Annotated in this window: 20 protein-coding genes; 12 read left to right on the forward strand and 8 right to left on the reverse strand. The window is 52.7% G+C overall.

What is annotated here, in order from left to right:
- Nucleotides 1-75: 75 nt before the first annotated feature.
- From ABIB59_RS10040 to ABIB59_RS10050, 3 genes are all read right to left on the reverse strand, one after another.
- Nucleotides 76-996: a LysR family transcriptional regulator gene (locus ABIB59_RS10040; protein ID WP_354035258.1), complete on the reverse strand. Its 921-nt coding sequence runs from the start codon at nt 994-996 to the stop codon at nt 76-78.
- 71 nt (nt 997-1,067) lie between these two features.
- Nucleotides 1,068-2,249, reverse strand: coding sequence for an MFS transporter (locus ABIB59_RS10045; protein ID WP_354035260.1), 1,182 nt, complete (start codon nt 2,247-2,249; stop codon nt 1,068-1,070).
- Nucleotides 2,246-3,391 (reverse strand): serine hydrolase domain-containing protein, encoded by a 1,146-nt coding sequence (locus tag ABIB59_RS10050; RefSeq protein WP_354035262.1) that lies wholly within the window; start codon nt 3,389-3,391, stop codon nt 2,246-2,248. The genes ABIB59_RS10045 and ABIB59_RS10050 overlap by 4 nt, the downstream gene beginning before the upstream one ends.
- 112 nt (nt 3,392-3,503) lie before the next feature.
- On the opposite strand from ABIB59_RS10050, the gene ABIB59_RS10055 reads away from it, so the two are divergent.
- The 6 genes from ABIB59_RS10055 to ABIB59_RS10080 all read left to right on the forward strand — a co-directional run bounded on the left by ABIB59_RS10055 (nt 3,504) and on the right by ABIB59_RS10080 (nt 8,460).
- Nucleotides 3,504-4,397, forward strand: coding sequence for a LysR family transcriptional regulator (locus ABIB59_RS10055; protein WP_354035264.1), 894 nt, complete (start codon nt 3,504-3,506; stop codon nt 4,395-4,397).
- A gap of 278 nt (nt 4,398-4,675) precedes the next feature.
- A complete protein-coding gene (locus ABIB59_RS10060) occupies nt 4,676-4,909 on the forward strand; it encodes a hypothetical protein (protein WP_354035266.1) in 234 nt (77 codons plus the stop codon).
- 536 nt (nt 4,910-5,445) lie between these two features.
- Nucleotides 5,446-7,347 (forward strand): YadA-like family protein, encoded by a 1,902-nt coding sequence (locus tag ABIB59_RS10065; protein ID WP_354035268.1) that lies wholly within the window; start codon nt 5,446-5,448, stop codon nt 7,345-7,347.
- An 80-nt stretch (nt 7,348-7,427) separates the two neighbouring features.
- Nucleotides 7,428-7,874 (forward strand): hypothetical protein, encoded by a 447-nt coding sequence (locus ABIB59_RS10070; RefSeq protein WP_354035270.1) that lies wholly within the window; start codon nt 7,428-7,430, stop codon nt 7,872-7,874.
- Between the two features lie 16 nt (nt 7,875-7,890).
- Nucleotides 7,891-8,232 (forward strand): hypothetical protein, encoded by a 342-nt coding sequence (locus ABIB59_RS10075; protein ID WP_317078152.1) that lies wholly within the window; start codon nt 7,891-7,893, stop codon nt 8,230-8,232.
- Nucleotides 8,233-8,241: 9 nt separating this feature from the next.
- Entirely contained in the window at nt 8,242-8,460 is a 219-nt protein-coding gene (locus tag ABIB59_RS10080; protein WP_071193969.1) for a hypothetical protein, read from the forward strand.
- 22 nt (nt 8,461-8,482) lie between these two features.
- Here ABIB59_RS10080 and ABIB59_RS10085 read toward each other — a convergent pair whose 3' ends face one another.
- Nucleotides 8,483-9,388: a LysR family transcriptional regulator gene (locus ABIB59_RS10085; protein WP_354035272.1), complete on the reverse strand. Its 906-nt coding sequence runs from the start codon at nt 9,386-9,388 to the stop codon at nt 8,483-8,485.
- Between the two features lie 110 nt (nt 9,389-9,498).
- Here ABIB59_RS10085 and eamB point away from each other — a divergent pair, with 110 nt between their 5' ends.
- The 3 genes from eamB to ABIB59_RS10100 all read left to right on the forward strand — a co-directional run bounded on the left by eamB (nt 9,499) and on the right by ABIB59_RS10100 (nt 11,957).
- Complete coding sequence (gene eamB, locus ABIB59_RS10090) at nt 9,499-10,086, forward strand: cysteine/O-acetylserine transporter (RefSeq protein WP_041852313.1); 588 nt, start codon at nt 9,499-9,501, stop codon at nt 10,084-10,086.
- A gap of 112 nt (nt 10,087-10,198) precedes the next feature.
- Entirely contained in the window at nt 10,199-11,176 is a 978-nt protein-coding gene (locus ABIB59_RS10095) for a fatty acid desaturase (RefSeq protein ID WP_354035274.1), read from the forward strand.
- Nucleotides 11,166-11,957, forward strand: coding sequence for a phosphate/phosphite/phosphonate ABC transporter substrate-binding protein (locus tag ABIB59_RS10100; RefSeq protein WP_354035276.1), 792 nt, complete (start codon nt 11,166-11,168; stop codon nt 11,955-11,957). Before ABIB59_RS10095 ends, ABIB59_RS10100 begins: the two co-directional genes overlap by 11 nt.
- A gap of 140 nt (nt 11,958-12,097) precedes the next feature.
- On the opposite strand, the gene ABIB59_RS10105 is transcribed toward ABIB59_RS10100, so the two are convergent.
- From ABIB59_RS10105 to ABIB59_RS10115, 3 genes are all read right to left on the reverse strand, one after another.
- A complete protein-coding gene (locus ABIB59_RS10105; RefSeq protein WP_354035278.1) occupies nt 12,098-13,699 on the reverse strand; it encodes an EAL domain-containing protein in 1,602 nt (533 codons plus the stop codon).
- Between the two features lie 109 nt (nt 13,700-13,808).
- Nucleotides 13,809-15,485 carry a methyl-accepting chemotaxis protein gene (locus tag ABIB59_RS10110; protein ID WP_354035280.1) on the reverse strand — a complete coding sequence of 559 codons (1,677 nt, stop codon included), beginning with the start codon at nt 15,483-15,485 and terminating at the stop codon, nt 13,809-13,811.
- Nucleotides 15,486-15,887: 402 nt separating this feature from the next.
- Nucleotides 15,888-16,304, reverse strand: a complete 417-nt coding sequence (locus ABIB59_RS10115) for a winged helix-turn-helix domain-containing protein (RefSeq protein ID WP_223886929.1) — start codon at nt 16,302-16,304, stop codon at nt 15,888-15,890.
- 625 nt (nt 16,305-16,929) lie between these two features.
- Here ABIB59_RS10115 and ABIB59_RS10120 point away from each other — a divergent pair.
- The 3 genes from ABIB59_RS10120 to ABIB59_RS10130 all read left to right on the forward strand — a co-directional run bounded on the left by ABIB59_RS10120 (nt 16,930) and on the right by ABIB59_RS10130 (nt 18,602).
- On the forward strand, nt 16,930-17,739 hold the full coding sequence (locus ABIB59_RS10120; RefSeq protein ID WP_103245844.1) for a winged helix-turn-helix domain-containing protein: 810 nt from the start codon (nt 16,930-16,932) through the stop codon (nt 17,737-17,739).
- Nucleotides 17,726-18,199: a YqeJ family protein gene (locus ABIB59_RS10125; RefSeq protein ID WP_041852308.1), complete on the forward strand. Its 474-nt coding sequence runs from the start codon at nt 17,726-17,728 to the stop codon at nt 18,197-18,199. The genes ABIB59_RS10120 and ABIB59_RS10125 overlap by 14 nt, the downstream gene beginning before the upstream one ends.
- A gap of 154 nt (nt 18,200-18,353) precedes the next feature.
- Nucleotides 18,354-18,602: a biofilm development regulator YmgB/AriR family protein gene (locus ABIB59_RS10130; protein WP_041852307.1), complete on the forward strand. Its 249-nt coding sequence runs from the start codon at nt 18,354-18,356 to the stop codon at nt 18,600-18,602.
- A gap of 109 nt (nt 18,603-18,711) precedes the next feature.
- Here the strand turns inward: ABIB59_RS10130 and ABIB59_RS10135 are convergent, their stop codons facing one another.
- Complete coding sequence (locus ABIB59_RS10135; RefSeq protein WP_041852306.1) at nt 18,712-18,924, reverse strand: hypothetical protein; 213 nt, start codon at nt 18,922-18,924, stop codon at nt 18,712-18,714.
- Nucleotides 18,925-18,950: the final 26 nt, after the last annotated feature.

Consider the following 18,950-nt stretch of genomic DNA (forward strand, 5'->3'; position numbering starts at 1 on the left):
ACTCTATACGGCACGATGCAGGATGATAACGCCGTTTCGGACGCAACATCTTTGCGCATTATGCAAAGATGAAGTTCAGGGTTCCCAGACAGGCGGTGTGCCGATGGCCTGGCAAAGTGCCGCATTAAAGGCGCGGACTTTGGCGCCGGGCTGTGGCAGCGCGCGCAGCAGATGAATGCGCGACGGGGCGGCATTCCAGGGTTCGCCGTCGAGCGAAAGACGCGTGAGTGCGCCCGCTTTTACATCCTGGCCGACAATCCAGGTGGGCAGAAAGGCGATGCCCATGCCAGCCAGTGCCGCGCTGCGTAAGGCTTCAAAATCATCGCAGCGAAAGAACACCCCGGCACGTTGCGCTTCGCTGTGCGAAAAACCGGGGATCTCCTTCCATCCCAGCAGGTCGGTGCCGTGCAGTTTATCGAGCAGGCGGTGCGAGACCAGTTCGCTGGCAGTGACCGGCTGGCCTGCACGCGCAAGGTAAGCGGGGCTTGCCACCAGCAGGCGTGTCAGCGGCGCGAGCGTCATGGCGATAAGCGTGCTGTCCGGCAGATCGCCCATGCGAATCATCACGTCCAGCCGCTCTGTGACCGGATTGTAAAGCCGTTCGGTGAGATCGAGTTCAACGCGCAGCGCCGGGTGTTCCGCTTCCAGCGCTGCGATGACCGGCAGAACGTATCGCTTGCCGAAAGAGGGCAGGCACGCGATGCGCAGGGTGCCGGACACGGAAATATCAAATGCTGAGACCTCCGCGTGAACATCAGCCAGCTCATCAAGCAGGCGCAGCGCCCGCTGGTACAGTTTCTGCCCCGAATCTGTCAGCGTCAGTGAGCGCGTTGAGCGGATAAACAACGCGACACCCAGCTCATGTTCCAGCGCATCAATTTGCCGCACCACGGCAGACGGGGTTTGTGCACGCTTACGCGCAGCAGCGGAAAAGCTGCCGCTGCGCACGACATCGGCGAAGACAGAGAGATACTCGGCAAAATTGGGCGTTATCATCTTTGCGCATTTCGCAAAATTATTCACAATACGCACAACATATCACGCTGCGTGCCGATGTGCTCGTTGCCTTACTGTTCGATGAATGACTGTTGCTCACCCGCACAGATTTTTTTGCCTGTTACCCATGCCACCCCCATCGCCACGGCCAGCAGTAAGAGCAACAGAGGGGTAAAACCGCCTGTTCCAGTGTGTTGTAACACTATGCCTCCCAGCACGCCGCCGCCAGCAATCGCCAGGTTCCACACCGTTACCAGCATTGATTGCGCGATGTCTGTCGCCGCTTTCGCGCGGATCACCATCGCGGTCTGAAACAGGGTGGCGGCCCCACCAAAGGCCAGCCCCCACAGCGTCACCGCGACCCAGACCGTGGAGGCGCTGCTCGCATTCAGTTGCAGAAGCAGGGCGGCCAGCATAAACAGACCAACACTCAGCACGGTGAGTCGGTGCAGGTGGCGGTCAATCAACACCCCCGTTACCGCGATACTCGCCAGTGAACACAGACCAAACAGTAACAGGACAGCATCCGTTCTTGCCGTTAACCCTGCGGGGGCCAGAAACGGCGAAATATAGGTGTAGAGCAGGTTATGCGCCAGCACGAAACAGAGCACCAGCAGCAGGACGCCGCCCACGCCGGGCAGTTGTGCGACGCGGCGTAGCGATAAACGCTGTTGTACGGCTGCCGCGTCATGATCCGGGGCGCTCAGCCGCAGAACGATGATCAACAGCAACGACATTACGCTAAGCATCGCAAAACAGAGTCGCCAGCCAATCAGGTTACCCACGAAAGTGCCGATGGGCACGCCAATGGAGAGCGCCAGCGGTGTGCCTGCCATGACAATGGCGATCGCTTTTCCCCTTTTATGGACGGGGGCCATCGACGCGGCGAACCCCGCCAGCAGCGCCCACAGAATACCGGCTGCGATGCCAGCGATACCGCGCGCAGCGAGCAGCAGCCAATAATCGGTGGCAAAGGCGGTGACGATATTTGCCAGCGTGAACCCGGCGAGCGTCAGCAACAGCAGGCGGCGGCGTCGCCACCCCTGCAGTAACGACATCAGCGGGATGGCGGCGATAAACGAGCCGATGGCATAGACCGTCACGCTTTGCCCGGCCGCCGCGGGCGTGATGGAGAGATCGTCTGCCATGAGCGTCAGCAACCCGGCAGGCAGCGTTTCGGTGACAATAGTGACAAATGCCGCCATCCCCAGCGCCAGCAGCGGCAAAATGGGCAATCTTTCCGCGCCTGTCATGATGCCTCCCGCAGGCCGTGGTAGACCGCATCGCGCAGATCATTCACAAACTGTCCCGACATGCCTTCATACAGCGTATTGCTAAAGGCCACTACGCTGAGTGCCTGCTTCTGGTCGACAAACCAGGCGTGGCCGTAGGCGCCACCCCAGCGCCAGGTGCCGGGGGATTCCGGCGAGGCGGCGAGTTGTGGATCGCGAAGAACGGAAAAGCCCAGTCCAAAGCCCACGCCGGGGGCGTCCGGGAGTTCATGTGGCGCAATCTGATCGCGGCCCATTTCCGCTACCCATTCGGGGGCCAGCAGGGAACCGCCACCGCTGCGCAACGTTTCAAGCAGGCGCATCATATCGCCCACGGTGCCGACCATTCCCGCTCCGCCCGACGGGTACGCCTGGCTATTGTAGACCCGTGACGGGCTGTAGCAGATACCCACAGTGTTCTCAAAAGGGGCTACAAACTCCCCCTCTTGCAGGCGGTGCGGCTCCGGCTGGTCATTCACATAGGCGGTGGCGACCTCTTGTTGTGGGGCGAGCGCGAAGGCGGTGTTGTGCATGGCCAGCGGCCCGGTAACCAGCGTTTTTATCGCCACATCCAGCGGTTGTCCTTGTACCTGCTCAATCACCGCCCCCAGCACATCGATGGCCAGCGAATAACACCACGCGGTTCCCGGCGTATATAGCAGAGGGACCGTGGCGATACGACGGACGTTTTCGTTAAGCGTTACCCCGGAAGCATCCATCCCATCAGAAACCCCTGCGCGGGCGTAGGGGCCGTTCGCATCCTCTTCAAGGAAGCGGTAACCCAGACCGGCGCTGTGGCTCATTAACTGGCGCAGCGTGATGGTGGCCTGGCCGCCATTCGGCAAGGGCGGGGTAAAGTCAGGCAGGTAGCGGGTAATGGCCTCATCAAGATGCAATTTCCCCTGCTGCACCAGCACCATCGCGGCGGTGGTCACGATAGGTTTACTGACCGACGCAAGGCGGAAAAGGGTATTCAGTGTCATCGGGCGCTGCGTTTCCCGGTCGGCGTAGCCTGCCGCCTGGTGATAACGCGTTTGCCCATGATGGGCGACCATGACTTCCACGCCCACCAGGCGGCGCTCATGCAGAGCCTGACGGACAACGCGTTGAATGAAATCGTGCATATATTCTCTCCTCAGTGTTCAACGTTTCCACAATAGAAGCTTCGCGATTGCGGAAAAAGAGGGGTATATTTCATGACACTGCGGAGATAAATGTCCGCAATAGCGGGGGCGTATGGAAAGTCTTAACGGATTTGTGGTGTTTGTGCAGGTGGCGGAGATGCGCAGCTTTGTGGCAGCCGGGCGTAACCTTGGCGTGTCGGCCTCGGCGGTCGGCAAGAGCATCGCCCGTCTGGAAGATAAGCTCGGTGTACGGTTGTTTCACCGCAGCACGCGCAGTATCACGCTGACGGCAGAAGGGCATTTACTGCTGGAGCGCAGCCGACGCATCCTCGCGGAAATCGAGGCCGCACAGCAGGAACTCACCCAGGCGGCGGAGCACCCGGTCGGACGTTTGCGACTCAGCTTGCCGCTGGTGGGCTCGCTGGTACTACCCGTACTGGGTGATTTTATGCGCCAGTACCCGCAGATCCAGTTGGATCTGGAATTTACCGACCGCATGGTGGATGTGATTGCCGAAGGCTATGACGCCGTGCTGCGCATCGGCCCGCCAGCGGATTCGCGCCTTTCTGCCCGCAAATTGGGCCACTTTCGTACCGTGGTCGTGGCATCGCCAGAGTATCTGGCCCGCTGTGGTGAACCGCAAACCCCTGCGGATCTTTCACGCCATGCCTGCCTGCAATACCGTTTTCCCTCAAGCGGCAAACTGGAGCGCTGGGTGATGCGTGGCAACGAGGCGGAAAACGAACTCGCGCTTCCGGCGACCATGGTGTGCAATAACATTGAAACCCGCGTCTGCTTCGCGCTACGTGGGCTGGGCATTGCCTGGTTACCTGACTTCGCCATTCGTGAAGCGCTGGAAGAGGGGGCGCTGCGGGAAGTCCTGGCCGATTACGCCAGCCACACCGGCGTGGTACATCTTCTGTGGCCTGCCAGTAAACATCCCTCGCCAAAGCTACGTGTACTGATCGATTTTCTTAGCACGCGGATCTTCCCTCCTGCAAAGTAAAAAGCGTCATCAAGTCAAAAAGAGCCACAGCCGTGCGCGCTGAGTATGGTTTGGGGGCTGAGGAATCCCCCACAAAAATGCGAGCACGATCGGTCCCCTCTCCTCTTTGGGGAGAGGGTTAGGGTGAGGGGGGAAATGCGGCTCTGATGGTCATTCCGTTCACCTTATGTTCCTTGCTTTTCTGTCGCGACAGAACCCGTGAAAGTGCCAGGGGGGCTCACCGCCACCACCCTGACGACCCGGGCTCCCGGCCAGGAAAATCGCCGCTGGCGCGGTCCATGATGCTTATGTCGTCTGACTTTCGGGTCGGGGACCAGCCTGCGTCCTTGCAGGCTATCCCCTCCGCCCGCTTCCCTGCGGGCGGCCCCGGTCAGCCGCAACGCCTCATCGATTTTCAGCCGGACCCTGTCATCGCTGCCACTGTTTTATTTTTATTAAGCGGCGTTGTCGCTGTAAAACGTAAGATTACTGGGAATTCCTCAGGTTTGGGGATGATTGTCATTTTCTTTTAATGGCTTTTTGTAGTCTTTGTTGTGTCTTTTTCTTACTTGATTGATTCATGTCTTGTCCTTGGTGATGTGAAACTACGTCTTTTTTGTCTTTTCCCTCTTTCTGATACTCTTCCACCTTACCTTTTTCTCAACACTGCCAAAAACCAATCGTTTTACAGGTTAACGCTTACCTTTGTTCAGTTTTGTTATCTTCTTATGCTGGTTTTTATCTTTTATTTATTGTTTTTAATGGTTTTATCTCCTTTCTTACCATCTTCTTGAAAAGAGTTATCAGTTATTTGTTTGGCGTGTTATTTATCACTTAAGTGACTATTTGAAGTCTTTAGAAAAACTTTTTAAAGCTATGAAATATTTTAAGACAAAAATATTAGTCTTTTCAAAGTCATCTTTAAAACCCATTTGTAGCTAATAAAGAAACAGTTGATAAGTCTTTTGTATGTCTGTAGTCTTCGCGATATTGAAGTCTTGATTAACTCTGGGGCTAGCGACATTGTCTGTGCCTCATTTTCAACTTAACGAATGATGGTAAGCACATAATGAAACGTAATACGGTTGCCAGACTGACGACCCTTGCCGTGCTGGTGGGTTCGATTTGTTCTGTGAACGCAACGATCTACCCTGGCACTATTGAACAATACGTTGCCGATATTCAGGCCACACGGCATGATCTCAACCAGGCCGCAGATGTGAATCGCAGATATAAAAACACCCATAATCAGATAGCGATGCTGACCGATGCGGAGATCAAAGAGTGGTCTAATGCAGGGCAGACGATGAATATCGCGTCCAGACATATGGCTGACTTGCAGGCAGTCACAGGATTTACGCCTGCTCTGGTGCCGCAGGCTGTTCCGAGCGTGCAGCAGCAGACACCGCAGCCGATGAAAGTGCCGACCCCGATTCCGCAGGCGGTTCCGGCGGTGCAGCAGCAGACCCCGCAGCCGATGAAAGCGCCGACCCTGACAACGCAGGCGGTACCGAACGTGCAGCAGCAGACGCCGCAGCCGATGGCATTGCCGACTCTGACAGCGCAGGCCATTCCGACCATACAGCAGCAGACCCCGCAGCCGATGAAAGCGCCGACGCCGATTCCGCAGGCTGTTCCGAGCGTGCAGCAGCAGACGCCGCAGCCGATGAAAGCGCCGACGCCGATCCCGCAGGCTGTTCCGACCATGCAGCAGCAGACGCCGCAGCCGATGGCCGTGCCGACCCTGACTCCGCAGGCGATTCCGAGCGTGCAGCAGCAGGTCCCGCAGCCGATGAAAGTGCCGACCCTGACAGCGCAGGCTGTTCCGACCGTGCAGCAGCAGGTTCCGCAGCCGATGAAAGTGCCGACGCCAATCCCGCAGGCCATTCCGACCGTACAGCAGCAGACGCCGCAGCCGATGACATTGCCGACCCTGACATCGCAGGCGGTTCCGAACGTGCAGCAACTGACGCCGCAGCCGATGACATTGCCGACTCTGACAGCGCAGGCCATTCCGACCGTACAGCAGCAAACGCCGCAGCCGATGACATTACCGACCCTGACAACGCAGGCGATTCCGAACGTGCAGCAACTGACGCCGCAGCCAATGACATTGCCGACTCTGACAGCGCAGGCCATTCCGACCGTACAGCAGCAAACGCTGCAGCCGATGACATTACCGACCCTGACAACGCAGGCGATTCCGAACGTGCAGCAACTGACGCCGCAGCCGAACACTGTTTCAGCACAGGCTCCACATGCATCAGTGACAGTACCGCTGAAAACCTATCCGCAGACCACTGTAACGACAATGCCTGTACAGACTGTTATCACCGGGACGAAAGTGACCGCCATCAATGGTCAACCTTCCGGGACGCCGCAATCTGGCGGGAATGTTCAGGTGATTAATGTTGCGGGGCAGCCGGGTAAAAATGGCACCAACGGTACGAATGGTACGAATGGTACGAATGGTACGAATGGTACGAATGGTGCAAATGGTACGAATGGTGCGAATGGTACGAATGGTACGAATGGTACGAATGGTAAGAACAGTGCGACGACCTTAACGGTTAATGCCTGGACGGTCGATACGGCAGCGCGGACCCAGATTAGCCGCAACAATACCGCCATTTACAACAACACCACCAACATTTACCAGAACCATAGCGCTATCTCTGCGAACCGTTCCGCGATTGCGGCCAACAAACAGCGTATCGATCAGAACAGCAAAGATATCCATGAAAACCGTAAAACGATCAACCAGGTGGGAGCGATGTCGCAAGCGACCAGTAATCTGCATTATGCCGGCCACCAGTCCGGGTATGCGGTGGCGGTGGGTGAATATGACAATGAAACTGCCGTTGCAGGCGGCCTGAACTTTGGTCTGACGGCGAAGACCTCGGTAAGCGTGCAGGTCTCGTACGACGGTAATGCGACAGGCGGCTCTGTCGGTTTATCGGGCTCCTGGTAATCACCCCACGCCGATACTGAGTAAGACGGGCGCAGTCACGATAAGCGTTAGGGTAACGCGTAAATGGAGAGAGACGTTTAATGAAGTTACCAACACGCATGAACATCGTGACGGGCGCCCTCCTGGCGCTCTGCGTGACGCAGGCATATCAGTTGTTTTTCGTCTCAGATAATTTAAGCGATTCGGGCTGGGAGGCGAGTGATTCGCACCCGCCGTTTTTGAAAAGTATGCAGGCCTTTAAGCATGCGCTGATGTTTGCAACGGAGAGCGACGAGGTCGTGGACTATAGCGGGTGGTTTGAGGAAGACGAAAGCGTACAACACGTCGCCCCCACGCCATGCGAAAACAGTCTCCAGCGCCCGGAAGCGGGCACTTCAAACAGGATATTCGCCGCTGAAATAGACGTCTGTGACAATCCTATTTATCGCGACTCTTCTGGCTGGCATTACAACCGAATCATGTTCAGACCCCATGAATCTAAACGACTTACAAAACAGATTCAAAACCGGGTGTGCAACATTAAATAAAAGGAATATCAGTAAGATGCGTAACACTTTAAGTGTGATTATATTGGCGTTTATGGTGACGGGGTGTATGGCATCTGCGCCCATAACATCTACTCAGACCCGCAGTGAAGACGCGGCTACCTCCGCAGCTTCCGTTCGTGCGCAAACGTCAGCGCTGCGTCGCTGGTCCGGCTACGGCATTACCTTTGAGTATGTAAGCAAAGAAGAGGCGTTTATTGACGGTCAACGCGCCGACATTATCGAACGCGAACCTGGGGCAACGGTTTACCAGTCAGGCGACAAGACGGTGATTCACTATTTTCCTCAACAAAAAGCGTATTACAAACACGGTACAACGCTGGTGGGTTATCTCAAGTAAGGTCTGCTGATGAACAAGAATGAACGTTTTAACCAGTTAAATGCCGTTTCAGCGCTTCTCGGTGAGGAGACGCTGGAAACGGTATTGATGATGGACTCTCGTTTAATGATGCTCCCGCTTGATGGAATGGCGTCGATTACCGTCACCCTGACCTCGGTCGAGGGGGTATCGTTGACGGCAAAGCGCTCAGGAAAACAGCGGGATGTGCGCTGGCGGGTTAAAGATTAATGCCTGGATGCCGCGCCACTATTTATCCGATTAGTGCGGTGTTGGCCTGAGGTGCCGTCAGTGTTTCCTGCATACATTCCATAAACACCCGCATCGCCGGGCTGACAAATTTCCCCGCATGGTACGCGCACAATGCCTCGATCGTAAGTGCCGGGAGCGAAAAGGGCAGTTCAACCAGCGACCCGCTTGCCAGTTCATTTTCAACGGTAAAGCGCGGTAAAAATGAGATCCCAAGATTACCTGCAACACATTGTTTAATACTCTCAATACTCCATAACTCGATGGTGTTATCGAGAGTGATCTGGCGCTGACGCAAAGTGCTTTCAAAAATTTGGCGAAAGATGCATTGCGGTTCGTTGATGATAAAGCTGGCGGGGATATGCTGGCCTGAGCGGGTGAAATCGAGGCCGTTAAGTTGTGGTGAGGCGACCAGAACTAAGGGCTGTTTGCCATAGCTTTGCATGGTCAGGGCTGAATCGTTGCCCACACGGTAAAAGATGCCAAGGTCCACCTCATCTGCCAGCAGTGCATCACGGATAGCGTAGCAGTTGAGTGACTGCAATGAGAGGCGAACGCCAGGCGCGCGTTGCTTAAACTTCTGGAGTACAGCGGGAATTTTATACGATAGCAGCGTTTCCCCGGCGGCGATACGCAGTTCGCCCGCTGGCTCGTCTTTGTCCAGCGCGGCCTGGCGTAGCCCGTCCATCACCCGCATCAGTTCATAGACATGCGGCAAAATATTACGTCCGGACTCGGTCAGGATCATCCGACGACCGATTTTTTCAAACAGCCGGAGCGACAGTTCTTGTTCCAGTTGCTGGATCTGAAAAGTGATGGTGGACTGTGTGCAGCAGAGTTTATTGGCTGCTCGGGCAAAGGATCCCTCTTCGACCACGGTTTTCAGTGTCATCAGACGACGCAGATCCATTCCTTCCCTCTTAAATTCATCGAAAATGTCGAAGTCAGAATAACAAATATTTCGATTTTTTTAAGTATTTGCGCAGGGTAGTTTAAACAAAAATTATCTGAGGGATCCTTGTGAATACTGCCGTTATCACTGCTTTTCTGACCTATACGGTTATCTCTGCCATCACCCCCGGCCCTAATAATATCCTGGCGCTCAGTTCGGTGAGTGCTCATGGGCTCAGGCGCAGCGTGCGCGTGCTGGCGGGAATGACCTGTGGTTTTCTGGTGATTATGCTGTTATGTGCAGTTTTCACCATTACGCTCACCCATGTATTGCCCGCCGTCACTGGTTGGCTCAACATTCCTGGCGCACTCTATATTGTGTGGCTGGCACTGAAAATTGTACGCAGCGATCCGGCTACAGCGCAGGGAACGTCAATTTTACTGAGCTTCTGGACCAGCTTTGCACTGCAGTTTGCCAACGTCAAAATCATCCTTTATGGCATTACGGCGCTCTCTGCTTTTGTTTTGCCCTATACCCATAATATCGCCGTTGTTGCGGTGATGAGTGTAAGTCTTGCCCTTATCGGCGCGGCGGGAAATTTTTGCTGGGCGGTAGCAGGGCACTTGTTTCAGGCGTTACTGCGTCGCCATGCTCGCGCGGTGAATGCATTGCTGGCCTGTCTGCTTCTTTACAGCGCCATTCGTCTGTTTATTTGATAGCTGCGTATAGCGCTTTTTCGCAATAGCTCATCCATTTAAATACTTTGTTATTTCCAGCTTTTTCTCCCATCGTCGGCACAGAAAAAGGCTGAAAAAGGGCATTGAGTGGATGGCAAAAAGTAAGGCGGTTTACCTACACGAGCAGCAGCGCGCGTTTATCCGGCGGCTGTCCGGTTCCTGGCTGTGGCGCAGTGAATTTCCAACCTGGGCATTGATAGTCATTATCTATGGTGGCTGGTTTGCCACGCTGGCCTGCCATGAAACGCTGGGTTTATTGCCCGCCACGTTACTGCTTATCTGGTTTACCGCCTGGTATATGTCATTGCAGCATGAACTTATTCATGGCCACCCCACGCGCTACCCGTGGGTCAACCAACTGCTGGGGCTGATGCCGCTGGCCGTCTGGTATCCGTATGGGTTGTACCGCGATTCTCACCTTGCGCACCACCGCGCCCACCTGCTGACGTTGCCGGATGACGACCCGGAATCCTACTACTTTTCCGCCCATCGTTGGCAGCGTTTACCCCGCTGGCAGCGCCGCCTTATCCAGTTACGTAATACCTTTCCGGGGCGTTTGCTGCTGGGCCCGCTATTCGACATCGTGCAAATGGTTGCGGGTATGATCACGGCATTTCGCACCTGCCAGCGTGATGCTATCGCGATGTGGCTGGTTCACGGGCTGTTATTGGTGGTGACCTTTGCGTGGATTGCCCACTGTGGCTTTTCGCTCATCTGGTTTGTGCTGGCGGTCAGTTATCCGGCACTGGCGCTCACTAAAGTGCGCTCGTTCCTGGAGCATCGGGCAGAAGAAGACCCGCTGGCCCGTTCGGTGATTAACGAAGCTGCCTGGCCCTGGCGCGTGTTATTCCTTAACCTGAACTATCATTCTGTGCATCACGACTTACCGGGCGTGCCCTGGTACGGATTGCGCACGGTCTACTTATACGATCGCGCCGGTTATCAGGCACGCAACGGGGGATTTGTGGTGCGTGGGTATGGCGTATGGCTGCGGCGTTTTCTGTTCCGCGCTGTCGATGTGAACGCGCATCCGGGGTTTACCGCGAGCAATAACAATCATGCGCCATGAAATCGCTTTTCCGATGTACGACCTGCACCGCCCGGACACCCTGGCGCTGATTCACGCCGTGAGTGAACGGCTGGCGGCGAAGGGGATTACCGTCAACGCGGTCTGGCCGCAAGAGGCGCTGCTTTCCCACTGGCGAAGTGACGCCCTGTTACTAAGCCAGACCTGTGGTTTTCCGCTGGTCACGCAGTTGCCCGACGTGCAAACGGTCGGCTGCTTTCATTATTCTGCCCCCGGCTGTGACGGCTTTTACTACCGCAGCCTGCTGGTGACGCGCGAGGAAAACACCCGGCCAACGCTGGCGGATTTCCGTGGCCGCGTGGCGGCCTGCAATAGTGTGGACTCCCAGTCGGGCTACAATGCATTACGCAAAATGGTGGCACCGCTGGCAGAGGGCGGGGCGTTTTTCTCATCCGTGGTATTGAGCGGTAGCCACCGACAATCACTGGTGGCGATTGGGCAGCGAAGGGCGGATATCGCGGCCATTGACTGCGTGAGCTGGGCGTTATTAGCGCGTCATGAACCTGAACTGCTGGCCGGACTGGTGGTGATTGGCTCAAGCCCGCTGGCGCCCGGGCTTCCACTTATCACCGCAAAACAGACATCGGCACAGCGCCTTTTACTCCTGCAGGAGGCATTATTTGAGCTGGTCAACGATGCGCGTTACCAGGCGGTCTGCGACGCATTGCTGATAACGGGGTTTAGCCCGGTTGCGCGCGAGGCTTATTCCCCGCTGCTCGGCTGGCGCGATGAGGCGGCGGCGCTGGGTGTAACGCAGTTATAGCCTCCCGGACAACACAGGGCGTTTTACGCCTGCACATTCAGTGTTAACCTCGCTTTTCCTTACTGTGCAGAAGGTTTCCCCTGTGCCCATTGACACTGTTTGTGTTTTCTTGGCCGGGGTGGTCTTTTTAGGGCTAGCCCTTAAGCTGGCGACGACGCAGCGCTAACCTCAAGCCTCATCCGCTTAATAAAGTCTTCTGCAGGCAGTGGACGGCAGAAATAGTAACCTTGCATGAAATCGACATTTTTTGCGCGCAGGTAATCTACCTGCGCCTGGGTTTCTACCCCTTCGGCGATCACCTTGAGACGCATTTTTTTCGCCAGGTCAATGACGCTTTCCACGAGACGAGTATCGGTATTGTTGTCTATCTGGCTGACAAACATTTTGTCGATTTTGAGAAATTCAGGCTGCAGTGCGCAAATATAGGCGAGGTTTGAATAACCGGTGCCGAAATCATCGAGCGCCACGGATATGTTGGCGCGACGCAGGGCGGCAAGCCATTCGTTCAGTTGTGGCGTGACATGCAGCGGATGTCGTTCGGTCACTTCAACTACGATATGGCGTTTTTTCGCCTCCAGGTTGTGCATCATGTCGCTGATATCAATTTCAAAATGGGGATCAAGGCAATTTTGCGCACTGACATTAATGCAAATATAGAGTCCATCGGGAAAATGATGGATAGCCTTCTGAAAATCGGCGGTAATTTGCTGCATCAGCAGCCGGGTTAATGGGCCAATCAGATGATGCTGTTCGGCCAGCGGAATAAATATATCAGGTGAAACATAGCCATACGTGGGGTGTTTCCATCTGGCGAGTACCTCAAACCCGGCGATCTTACCCGTATCACCTTTAAAGAATGGCTGATAAAACGGATGAATCTGCCGTTGCGTAATCGCCTGCTGTAACGTCTGGAAAGGCGATGTGAAATAGCCCATCAGTCGCCAGAAGAGATAGCCGCACATTGTTGAAACCAGCAGGGCAAACGCGAGTATCGACGTGTTTTCCGCAATAAAACGATACAAGGGTATCGCCACGGGGTTTTGCCAGGCGACCGAAATCGGGAAGGTCGCCGACCTCAGGTGCATAAAGTGGTCGTTGTCTCCGGAGGCATAAATAATACTGCCGTCACTCCAGACCTGTGCGCCGCCAATTTGCAGATACATATTTCCCTGCACACCATCAAGGTTAAAGGCATTGTTAATAAAAGAGGCGCTGATATTGACCAGTAACGTATTGTTTTGAATATTGGCCAGATAATAAAGGGTTGGCATATCAAACAATAATGTTTCAACGGGAGCTTCTGTTGTGCCGATATGTGAAAACAGCCGTTGTGGAATTATTTTCCTTTGGGCCGCGGTTAATGAGGAGCAACCAATCGTATCCCCTTGCACAAAACTTATTGCCTGAATATGGGGGAAATGGTTCAGCAAAAACGCCTGTTCACGAGAGAGGCTGCCACTGCATATGACCTGTTGCGCCTGCAGGCTACTTTTAGCGGCATCGCTGGCTTCGCCCAGCAACTCCTCGGTATAGGTGAGGATGCTTTGTGCCGCGACGCGGGCATTTTCCCGTTCTGAATGTAGCTGATGCATCGCTATCAAACTAAGCCCTGATGCCAGCAAGACCAGTGATAAAAATACAGCGGCTATTAATTTCACCGTGCCTGTCATCACGACGAAACCAAAATAGGTTTTCTGTTGCAGTTGTGAAAACAACGTTGCTGCTTTAATCAGGTTTGGCATAGTCCGGTGTCGTTGTCATAAAACAGAGTCAAAAGGGTGGCAATCAGTGGTTGTGTCGTCAGGCAATCAGCAATTACGATTGCCTGACGAGATTTAGAAAAACGGAGACTCAGAACTTAACCCAGTCGCCATTATCATGGTTGCTGGCTTTTTTCGTCGGTAGTACTGGCAGATTACTGCGCGACAGCATCCGTTTTTCACTCTGAATGGCGGTCTCTTTAGCGACCCGGAAAATAGAAACCACTTTTTCGAGCTGCACCGCCTGATCCTCCAGTGAGCTGGCAGCGGCAGAGGACTCTTCAACCAGCGCGGCATTTTGCTGCGTGGTGGTGTCCATCTCTGCCATCGCCTGGGCAATTTGCGAAATGCCCCGGCTTTGTTCATCGGTTGCCGCGGCAATCTCGCCCATGATGTCGCGTACCTGGGCTACCGACGTCTCGATTTTGGACATGGCTTCACCCGCGCTTTCGACCAGCGTGAAACCACTGTCGACATACACCACGGACTCCTGAATCAGGTTTTCAATCTCTTTTGCCGATTGCGCGCTGCGCTGGGCGAGGTTACGAACTTCGGCGGCGACCACCGCAAAGCCTTTCCCCTGATCGCCTGCGCGCGCGGCTTCAACCGCCGCATTGAGCGCCAGGATATTGGTCTGGAAGGCAATGCTATTGATAACCGTGGTAATTTCCGAAATGCGGTGCGAGCTGCTACGCACGTTCTTCATGGTATCGATAACCTGCTGCGAGATCTGGCTGCCCTGGCTGGCATTTTGCGATGCCTCTTCTGAGAGCAGACGGGCATGGCTGGCATTTTCGGCATTGAGCGCCACGGTGGAGGTTAGCTGCTCCATACTGGCGGCTGTTTCCACAACGGCGGCGGACTGCTGTTCAGTACGAGATGATAAGTCCATATTGCCTGCGGCAATTTCCGAGGATGACCGCGCCACACTCTCCACGCCATTACGCACGTCATAAATGATGTTTTTCAAATTCTCATTCATGGTGGCAACTGCCTGCATTAACAGGCCCGGCTCATCACTACGGTTGCTGGTCAGCGTACTGGTCAGATCGCCTTTCGCAATTTGTTCCGCCACATACAGGGTTTCATTAAGGGGGCGGGTAATGGCGCGGGTGATCCAGAACGCTAAAGCGATACCGGCCAGGATACCAATCAGTGCTACCGTGCTCATTTGCCATTGCACATTGTTGACGACCGTGGCGACAAGTTGCTGCTGGAGGTCAAACAGAGCCTGAATGGCATTAGTTAATATCACGGCCCGGTCAGTCAGTTGAGATGACAGGGTGGACTGTTCCGTCCACACATTGCGATAGTGCTCGAGTTCCGCAGCAATATTCTGGAAATAAGGCACATCATCGGCAAGCCAGGTTTTCTGGTCATCCGGCAATTGCAGAAGAAGCTGTTCCGTTGCTGTTTTACAGGCGGTCAGGCGAACAATAATCTCCTTTTGCAACTGTTCCGTCGGGTGGCTTTTATAGACCGTGACCTGTGAGTCAATATCACTCATCAGGAAAGCCACTTGCTCTGCCAGCAGTGCCTGGCTTTGAGTGAGTGCACTGTTTTTACTGCTTTTATCTGCCAGTGCGGAATCGTCATTGAGTTCCTGCGTATCCAGTTTTTTCTCGCTCAGCTTCTTCGTGTTCAGCGCTTTGGTGAACAGATTTAGCGTTTCGACATAGTCGCTAACCGCACTTGCCGTTTTGTCCAGGGCGCTTTTACCCTCAACCGACCAGGTGAATGTATTAAGCTGGTTGATAGTGTCCTGCATACGACGTGCGGAGGTATTTGTTTGGTCTAAATATTTTTGATCAAGCGTATACTGAAAATTAGTTCGGCCAAGCCTTACGCTTGAAAGTGAATTAAAAAGATCGGTTGAAAGCTCGTTTTTGGTAACTTTATCCTGAATATTGTTTAAGCCAAAAATACCGGAGGTCAGAACCGCGATTGTAACAAACAATACGATCGAGAAACCTAACAGTAATTTCCTGCCAACTTTCAGGTTTAAAAAAGGTTGTATCAGATTCATTTATTCTTCCAGTATCGGCATTACCGTCATTGGACGGTTTCATTGCATCAGTATTAAAGGGGGCAGATTACGTCCCGCGATCGGATTACAATAGAAAAAAAAGCCCTTTGCACGGGGGTGCGCAGGGCAAATCCCTGGCTGACATCACTCTCGCAGGGTATCTGGCTTCTCCTCTTTTTTAATAGAGTGAGTCGGGAGTTCACTCACTCGATAATAAATAGGGGTGACGTCCTCATAATTTATGGTATAGCCTCGGCCTTTCTTATTTATGATAAAGTCACGGGGCAGACCGATAAGAGTAAGCTTTTTACTTAAGTTATTTAAAACCTGCCATAGCCGTTGCGAGGAAGGACTTAAGTTGCTCACTTCCCAAATGTTATGAAACAATTCTTCTTTACTGATGTTGTTATGTCGACCATATTTCAATAAGTAAAGAAAAAGATTCATCATCGTATCGTTAAAAACAACAGAGGCAAATATCAAATTGTTATCAGATTGGCTGGTTGGTAACCTGTACAATCGACGACTGTTAATGTCGAAATGTATTTCTTTACCAATCATAAATCCATATAAGCGATAGCCCATTCTGTCATGCTCGCATTAAAATAGATCGGCCTGATGCCGCGACACAGAGTGCTTCTCGATAAACCATACATTTATAGGGTGATTATATGGCTGATACCGAGGCTTTCCAATCTCCGATCCGCTGCGCTATTTCGGGGTGGATGCTACTCCACGCCTCAATCATTTAATCTTATCTAAATCGAACCTTTAGTTTTTTGTCCTGAAAAGTGGCTTCATCGTTCCTCTTTTATCTGTTAAAGATTCTTTTTTTAGTCATCAAGATTTATAACTATATTTTTGTTAGAAGCTGGTCATTCATGCTGATATAAGCTTCTTGCTTCCGCCTATGAGCCTGGCAGCGCCCTGTCTGACGGAGAACATACTTTTGGCCCAATCAACGTGCCGGATGTCAGCTACTCTAGGGAATGTGGAAAAAAAGTGGAGTGACGTTATATGATTTATACTGAATGGAAAGCGATCCGCAGGTAGGAATACGTAGGTTTAGTATTTGAGAAAATGATGATAAAATGCTGAAAATTAACAATAAAAATCTGAATCAGATTTTTGTGCGCGCGGTTGTTTCAAGGGGAGTCAGTGTGCGTATATCTCTGATGATCACGCTATGAAGACTGCATGGTTGATTAACGATGTTGTCCTGTTTGAACCCGATGAGCGACGTCTTTGCGCGATACAAAACTACCCTGCCCAATGCATTATCCTTCACGGCCCGGTAAACGAATGCTTGTTGCAGCTTCTTTTACATAACGGAGAGGTGCTTTCGCAGCGTTTTTTATTTGATGCGGTATGGGGAAAGCAGGGGGCGGTTGTCACAACCAATGCTTTATATCAGGCTATTGCGTCAGTCAGAAAAGCGTTGAAGTCTGCAGGACTCGCCGATGATGTGATTAAAACAATTCCCAAGGCAGGGTTTAAATCTGTCGCGCAAATTTGCGCGGGGGAAGCGGCCGATTTTCTGCCACAGAGGACAGTTATCCCTGAGCCTGTTGAGGCCGGGTATATGCCCGTTGCGAATGACAATATAATCATCAACAAGCAAGACTCAAGATGGGATGCGCTATTACATTCACCTGTTGCCTTTTTTATGGCAGGCCTGCTGTTTTGTCTCTCATGTGCTGTGCTCTACGGCTCACTTAATTATGATAAAGCCGTGTTTGCGGATTATCAGCAGGTTGGAAAAATCGGCAACTGTGAGGTTTTTTCTTCCTGGTACGATGTGGAGCACAGTCGCAGTCAGTTTAACGCGTTATCGGCGCGTTATCCGATCACCTGTAAGCCAGGGGACAGTGCCTATATGACTGTCAATCGCCTGCAACAGGGAATATCAATCTTCATATGTGATAAAACACCTGATAGCGCTAATGCACATTGCAGGACCCTTTTTTATCGGCAGAAATATCATGAAAACCAATAAACTTTTTCTGCTCTGGGGAGCTATCTTAATCGCCATTGCGACGCCGCTACTTTGCGCCGGGTATCTCAGCTATCAGCGTAACCATTTTACCTGTGATGCACATGCCATTATTGTCGATGAGGATGCCATAATGGATATCATTACCAATTATTCATTCGATGGCGGTAGTGGTAGTTATGAATCATCGGGAAAATATATAAAAGGGACTCAGCCGGCGCTGTCAACCAGTAATAACGTCTCTTTTAATTATTGGTATGAGAATGGGAAAATGATTATGGTGTCGAACGACACCAATGAACTGCCAAAACGGACGGAACCTTTACTGGACCAGATGCCTGATTTTTACCATCTTCGCGATCGTGGTATCAGTATCGATATCGTGCGAGCGAATGCGGCAAGTTACTATTTTGTCTATGGTCATACGCCAGTATTTTACTGTACAAAAAGCCGGAATGATTGATGTCAGGCAAGCGGCAAAGCGCGTCTGGACCAGACGGTCAAAAAATTTCATCAATGACATTGCGGGTAATGAGATTGCTGTCTAATTTTATTCTTGGTTTGGTTCTTCTGACACCTTGCAGAGAGCCGTGGTTTACTTTTTTACAGGAATGAATATGCAGAGCACGACAACTGAGGAACAACTAAACGCCTTTTTTGGTCGCGATCCTCATGCTTTCGAGGCGGAAGAACAGCTTATCGCAGAAATCACGCAGAGCCTCCGTGCTCACAAGGCTGATGTAAGCAATAAAGACCTTATCTTTGCGCTCATTCAACTGCTTGAAATTGAAAAAGATGTCGTCAAACTGGATATCTATCGCAACGCGCTTGAAATGGTTGTTCAGAAAACCCCCGACGACGTTTAATTCAAATTTTCTGATTCCCTGCCTGAAAATATGCTGCCTTCGCGATGAAATCGAAGGCAGCCATCAATCGTATTTGTCTCCGTCACGCCAGGATAATGCCGGGGAACCATTACAGCGGCTTTTTGCGCCGCTGTATCAGATAGTGTCGGGTGGCTTCCAGAACGCTTCTCTGGCGGGAACATGTTGCCATGACTTCCTGCGCGCGAAGCACCATGACGAGGTTATCTGCCTTTATGGGCAGGCGCGAATTCATAAGATAAGTGGCGGCCAGGCCAATCGCCTCATGGATTTCCTCTGGTTGAACTTGCTCATTTTCGTTCAATTACTCTCCCGTTGCTGAGATGATGA

This window comes from Citrobacter sp. UYEF32, from assembly GCF_040546205.1.
GTDB lineage: Bacteria > Pseudomonadota > Gammaproteobacteria > Enterobacterales > Enterobacteriaceae > Phytobacter > Phytobacter diazotrophicus.

Coding starts and splice junctions, on each gene's coding strand:
- ABIB59_RS10130 (WP_041852307.1), top strand. CDS start 18,354: ATGCAGAGCACGACAACTGAGGAACAACTAAACGCCTTTTTTGGTCGC.
- ABIB59_RS10085 (WP_354035272.1), bottom strand. CDS start 9,388: ATGGATCTGCGTCGTCTGATGACACTGAAAACCGTGGTCGAAGAGGGA.
- ABIB59_RS10065 (WP_354035268.1), top strand. CDS start 5,446: ATGAAACGTAATACGGTTGCCAGACTGACGACCCTTGCCGTGCTGGTG.
- ABIB59_RS10055 (WP_354035264.1), top strand. CDS start 3,504: ATGGAAAGTCTTAACGGATTTGTGGTGTTTGTGCAGGTGGCGGAGATG.
- ABIB59_RS10080 (WP_071193969.1), top strand. CDS start 8,242: ATGAACAAGAATGAACGTTTTAACCAGTTAAATGCCGTTTCAGCGCTT.
- ABIB59_RS10110 (WP_354035280.1), bottom strand. CDS start 15,485: ATGCAGGACACTATCAACCAGCTTAATACATTCACCTGGTCGGTTGAG.
- ABIB59_RS10070 (WP_354035270.1), top strand. CDS start 7,428: ATGAAGTTACCAACACGCATGAACATCGTGACGGGCGCCCTCCTGGCG.
- ABIB59_RS10040 (WP_354035258.1), bottom strand. CDS start 996: ATGATAACGCCCAATTTTGCCGAGTATCTCTCTGTCTTCGCCGATGTC.
- ABIB59_RS10120 (WP_103245844.1), top strand. CDS start 16,930: ATGAAGACTGCATGGTTGATTAACGATGTTGTCCTGTTTGAACCCGAT.
- ABIB59_RS10050 (WP_354035262.1), bottom strand. CDS start 3,391: ATGCACGATTTCATTCAACGCGTTGTCCGTCAGGCTCTGCATGAGCGC.
- ABIB59_RS10115 (WP_223886929.1), bottom strand. CDS start 16,304: ATGATTGGTAAAGAAATACATTTCGACATTAACAGTCGTCGATTGTAC.
- ABIB59_RS10060 (WP_354035266.1), top strand. CDS start 4,676: ATGATGCTTATGTCGTCTGACTTTCGGGTCGGGGACCAGCCTGCGTCC.
- ABIB59_RS10100 (WP_354035276.1), top strand. CDS start 11,166: ATGCGCCATGAAATCGCTTTTCCGATGTACGACCTGCACCGCCCGGAC.
- ABIB59_RS10045 (WP_354035260.1), bottom strand. CDS start 2,249: ATGACAGGCGCGGAAAGATTGCCCATTTTGCCGCTGCTGGCGCTGGGG.
- ABIB59_RS10075 (WP_317078152.1), top strand. CDS start 7,891: ATGCGTAACACTTTAAGTGTGATTATATTGGCGTTTATGGTGACGGGG.
- ABIB59_RS10105 (WP_354035278.1), bottom strand. CDS start 13,699: ATGCCAAACCTGATTAAAGCAGCAACGTTGTTTTCACAACTGCAACAG.
- ABIB59_RS10125 (WP_041852308.1), top strand. CDS start 17,726: ATGAAAACCAATAAACTTTTTCTGCTCTGGGGAGCTATCTTAATCGCC.
- ABIB59_RS10095 (WP_354035274.1), top strand. CDS start 10,199: ATGGCAAAAAGTAAGGCGGTTTACCTACACGAGCAGCAGCGCGCGTTT.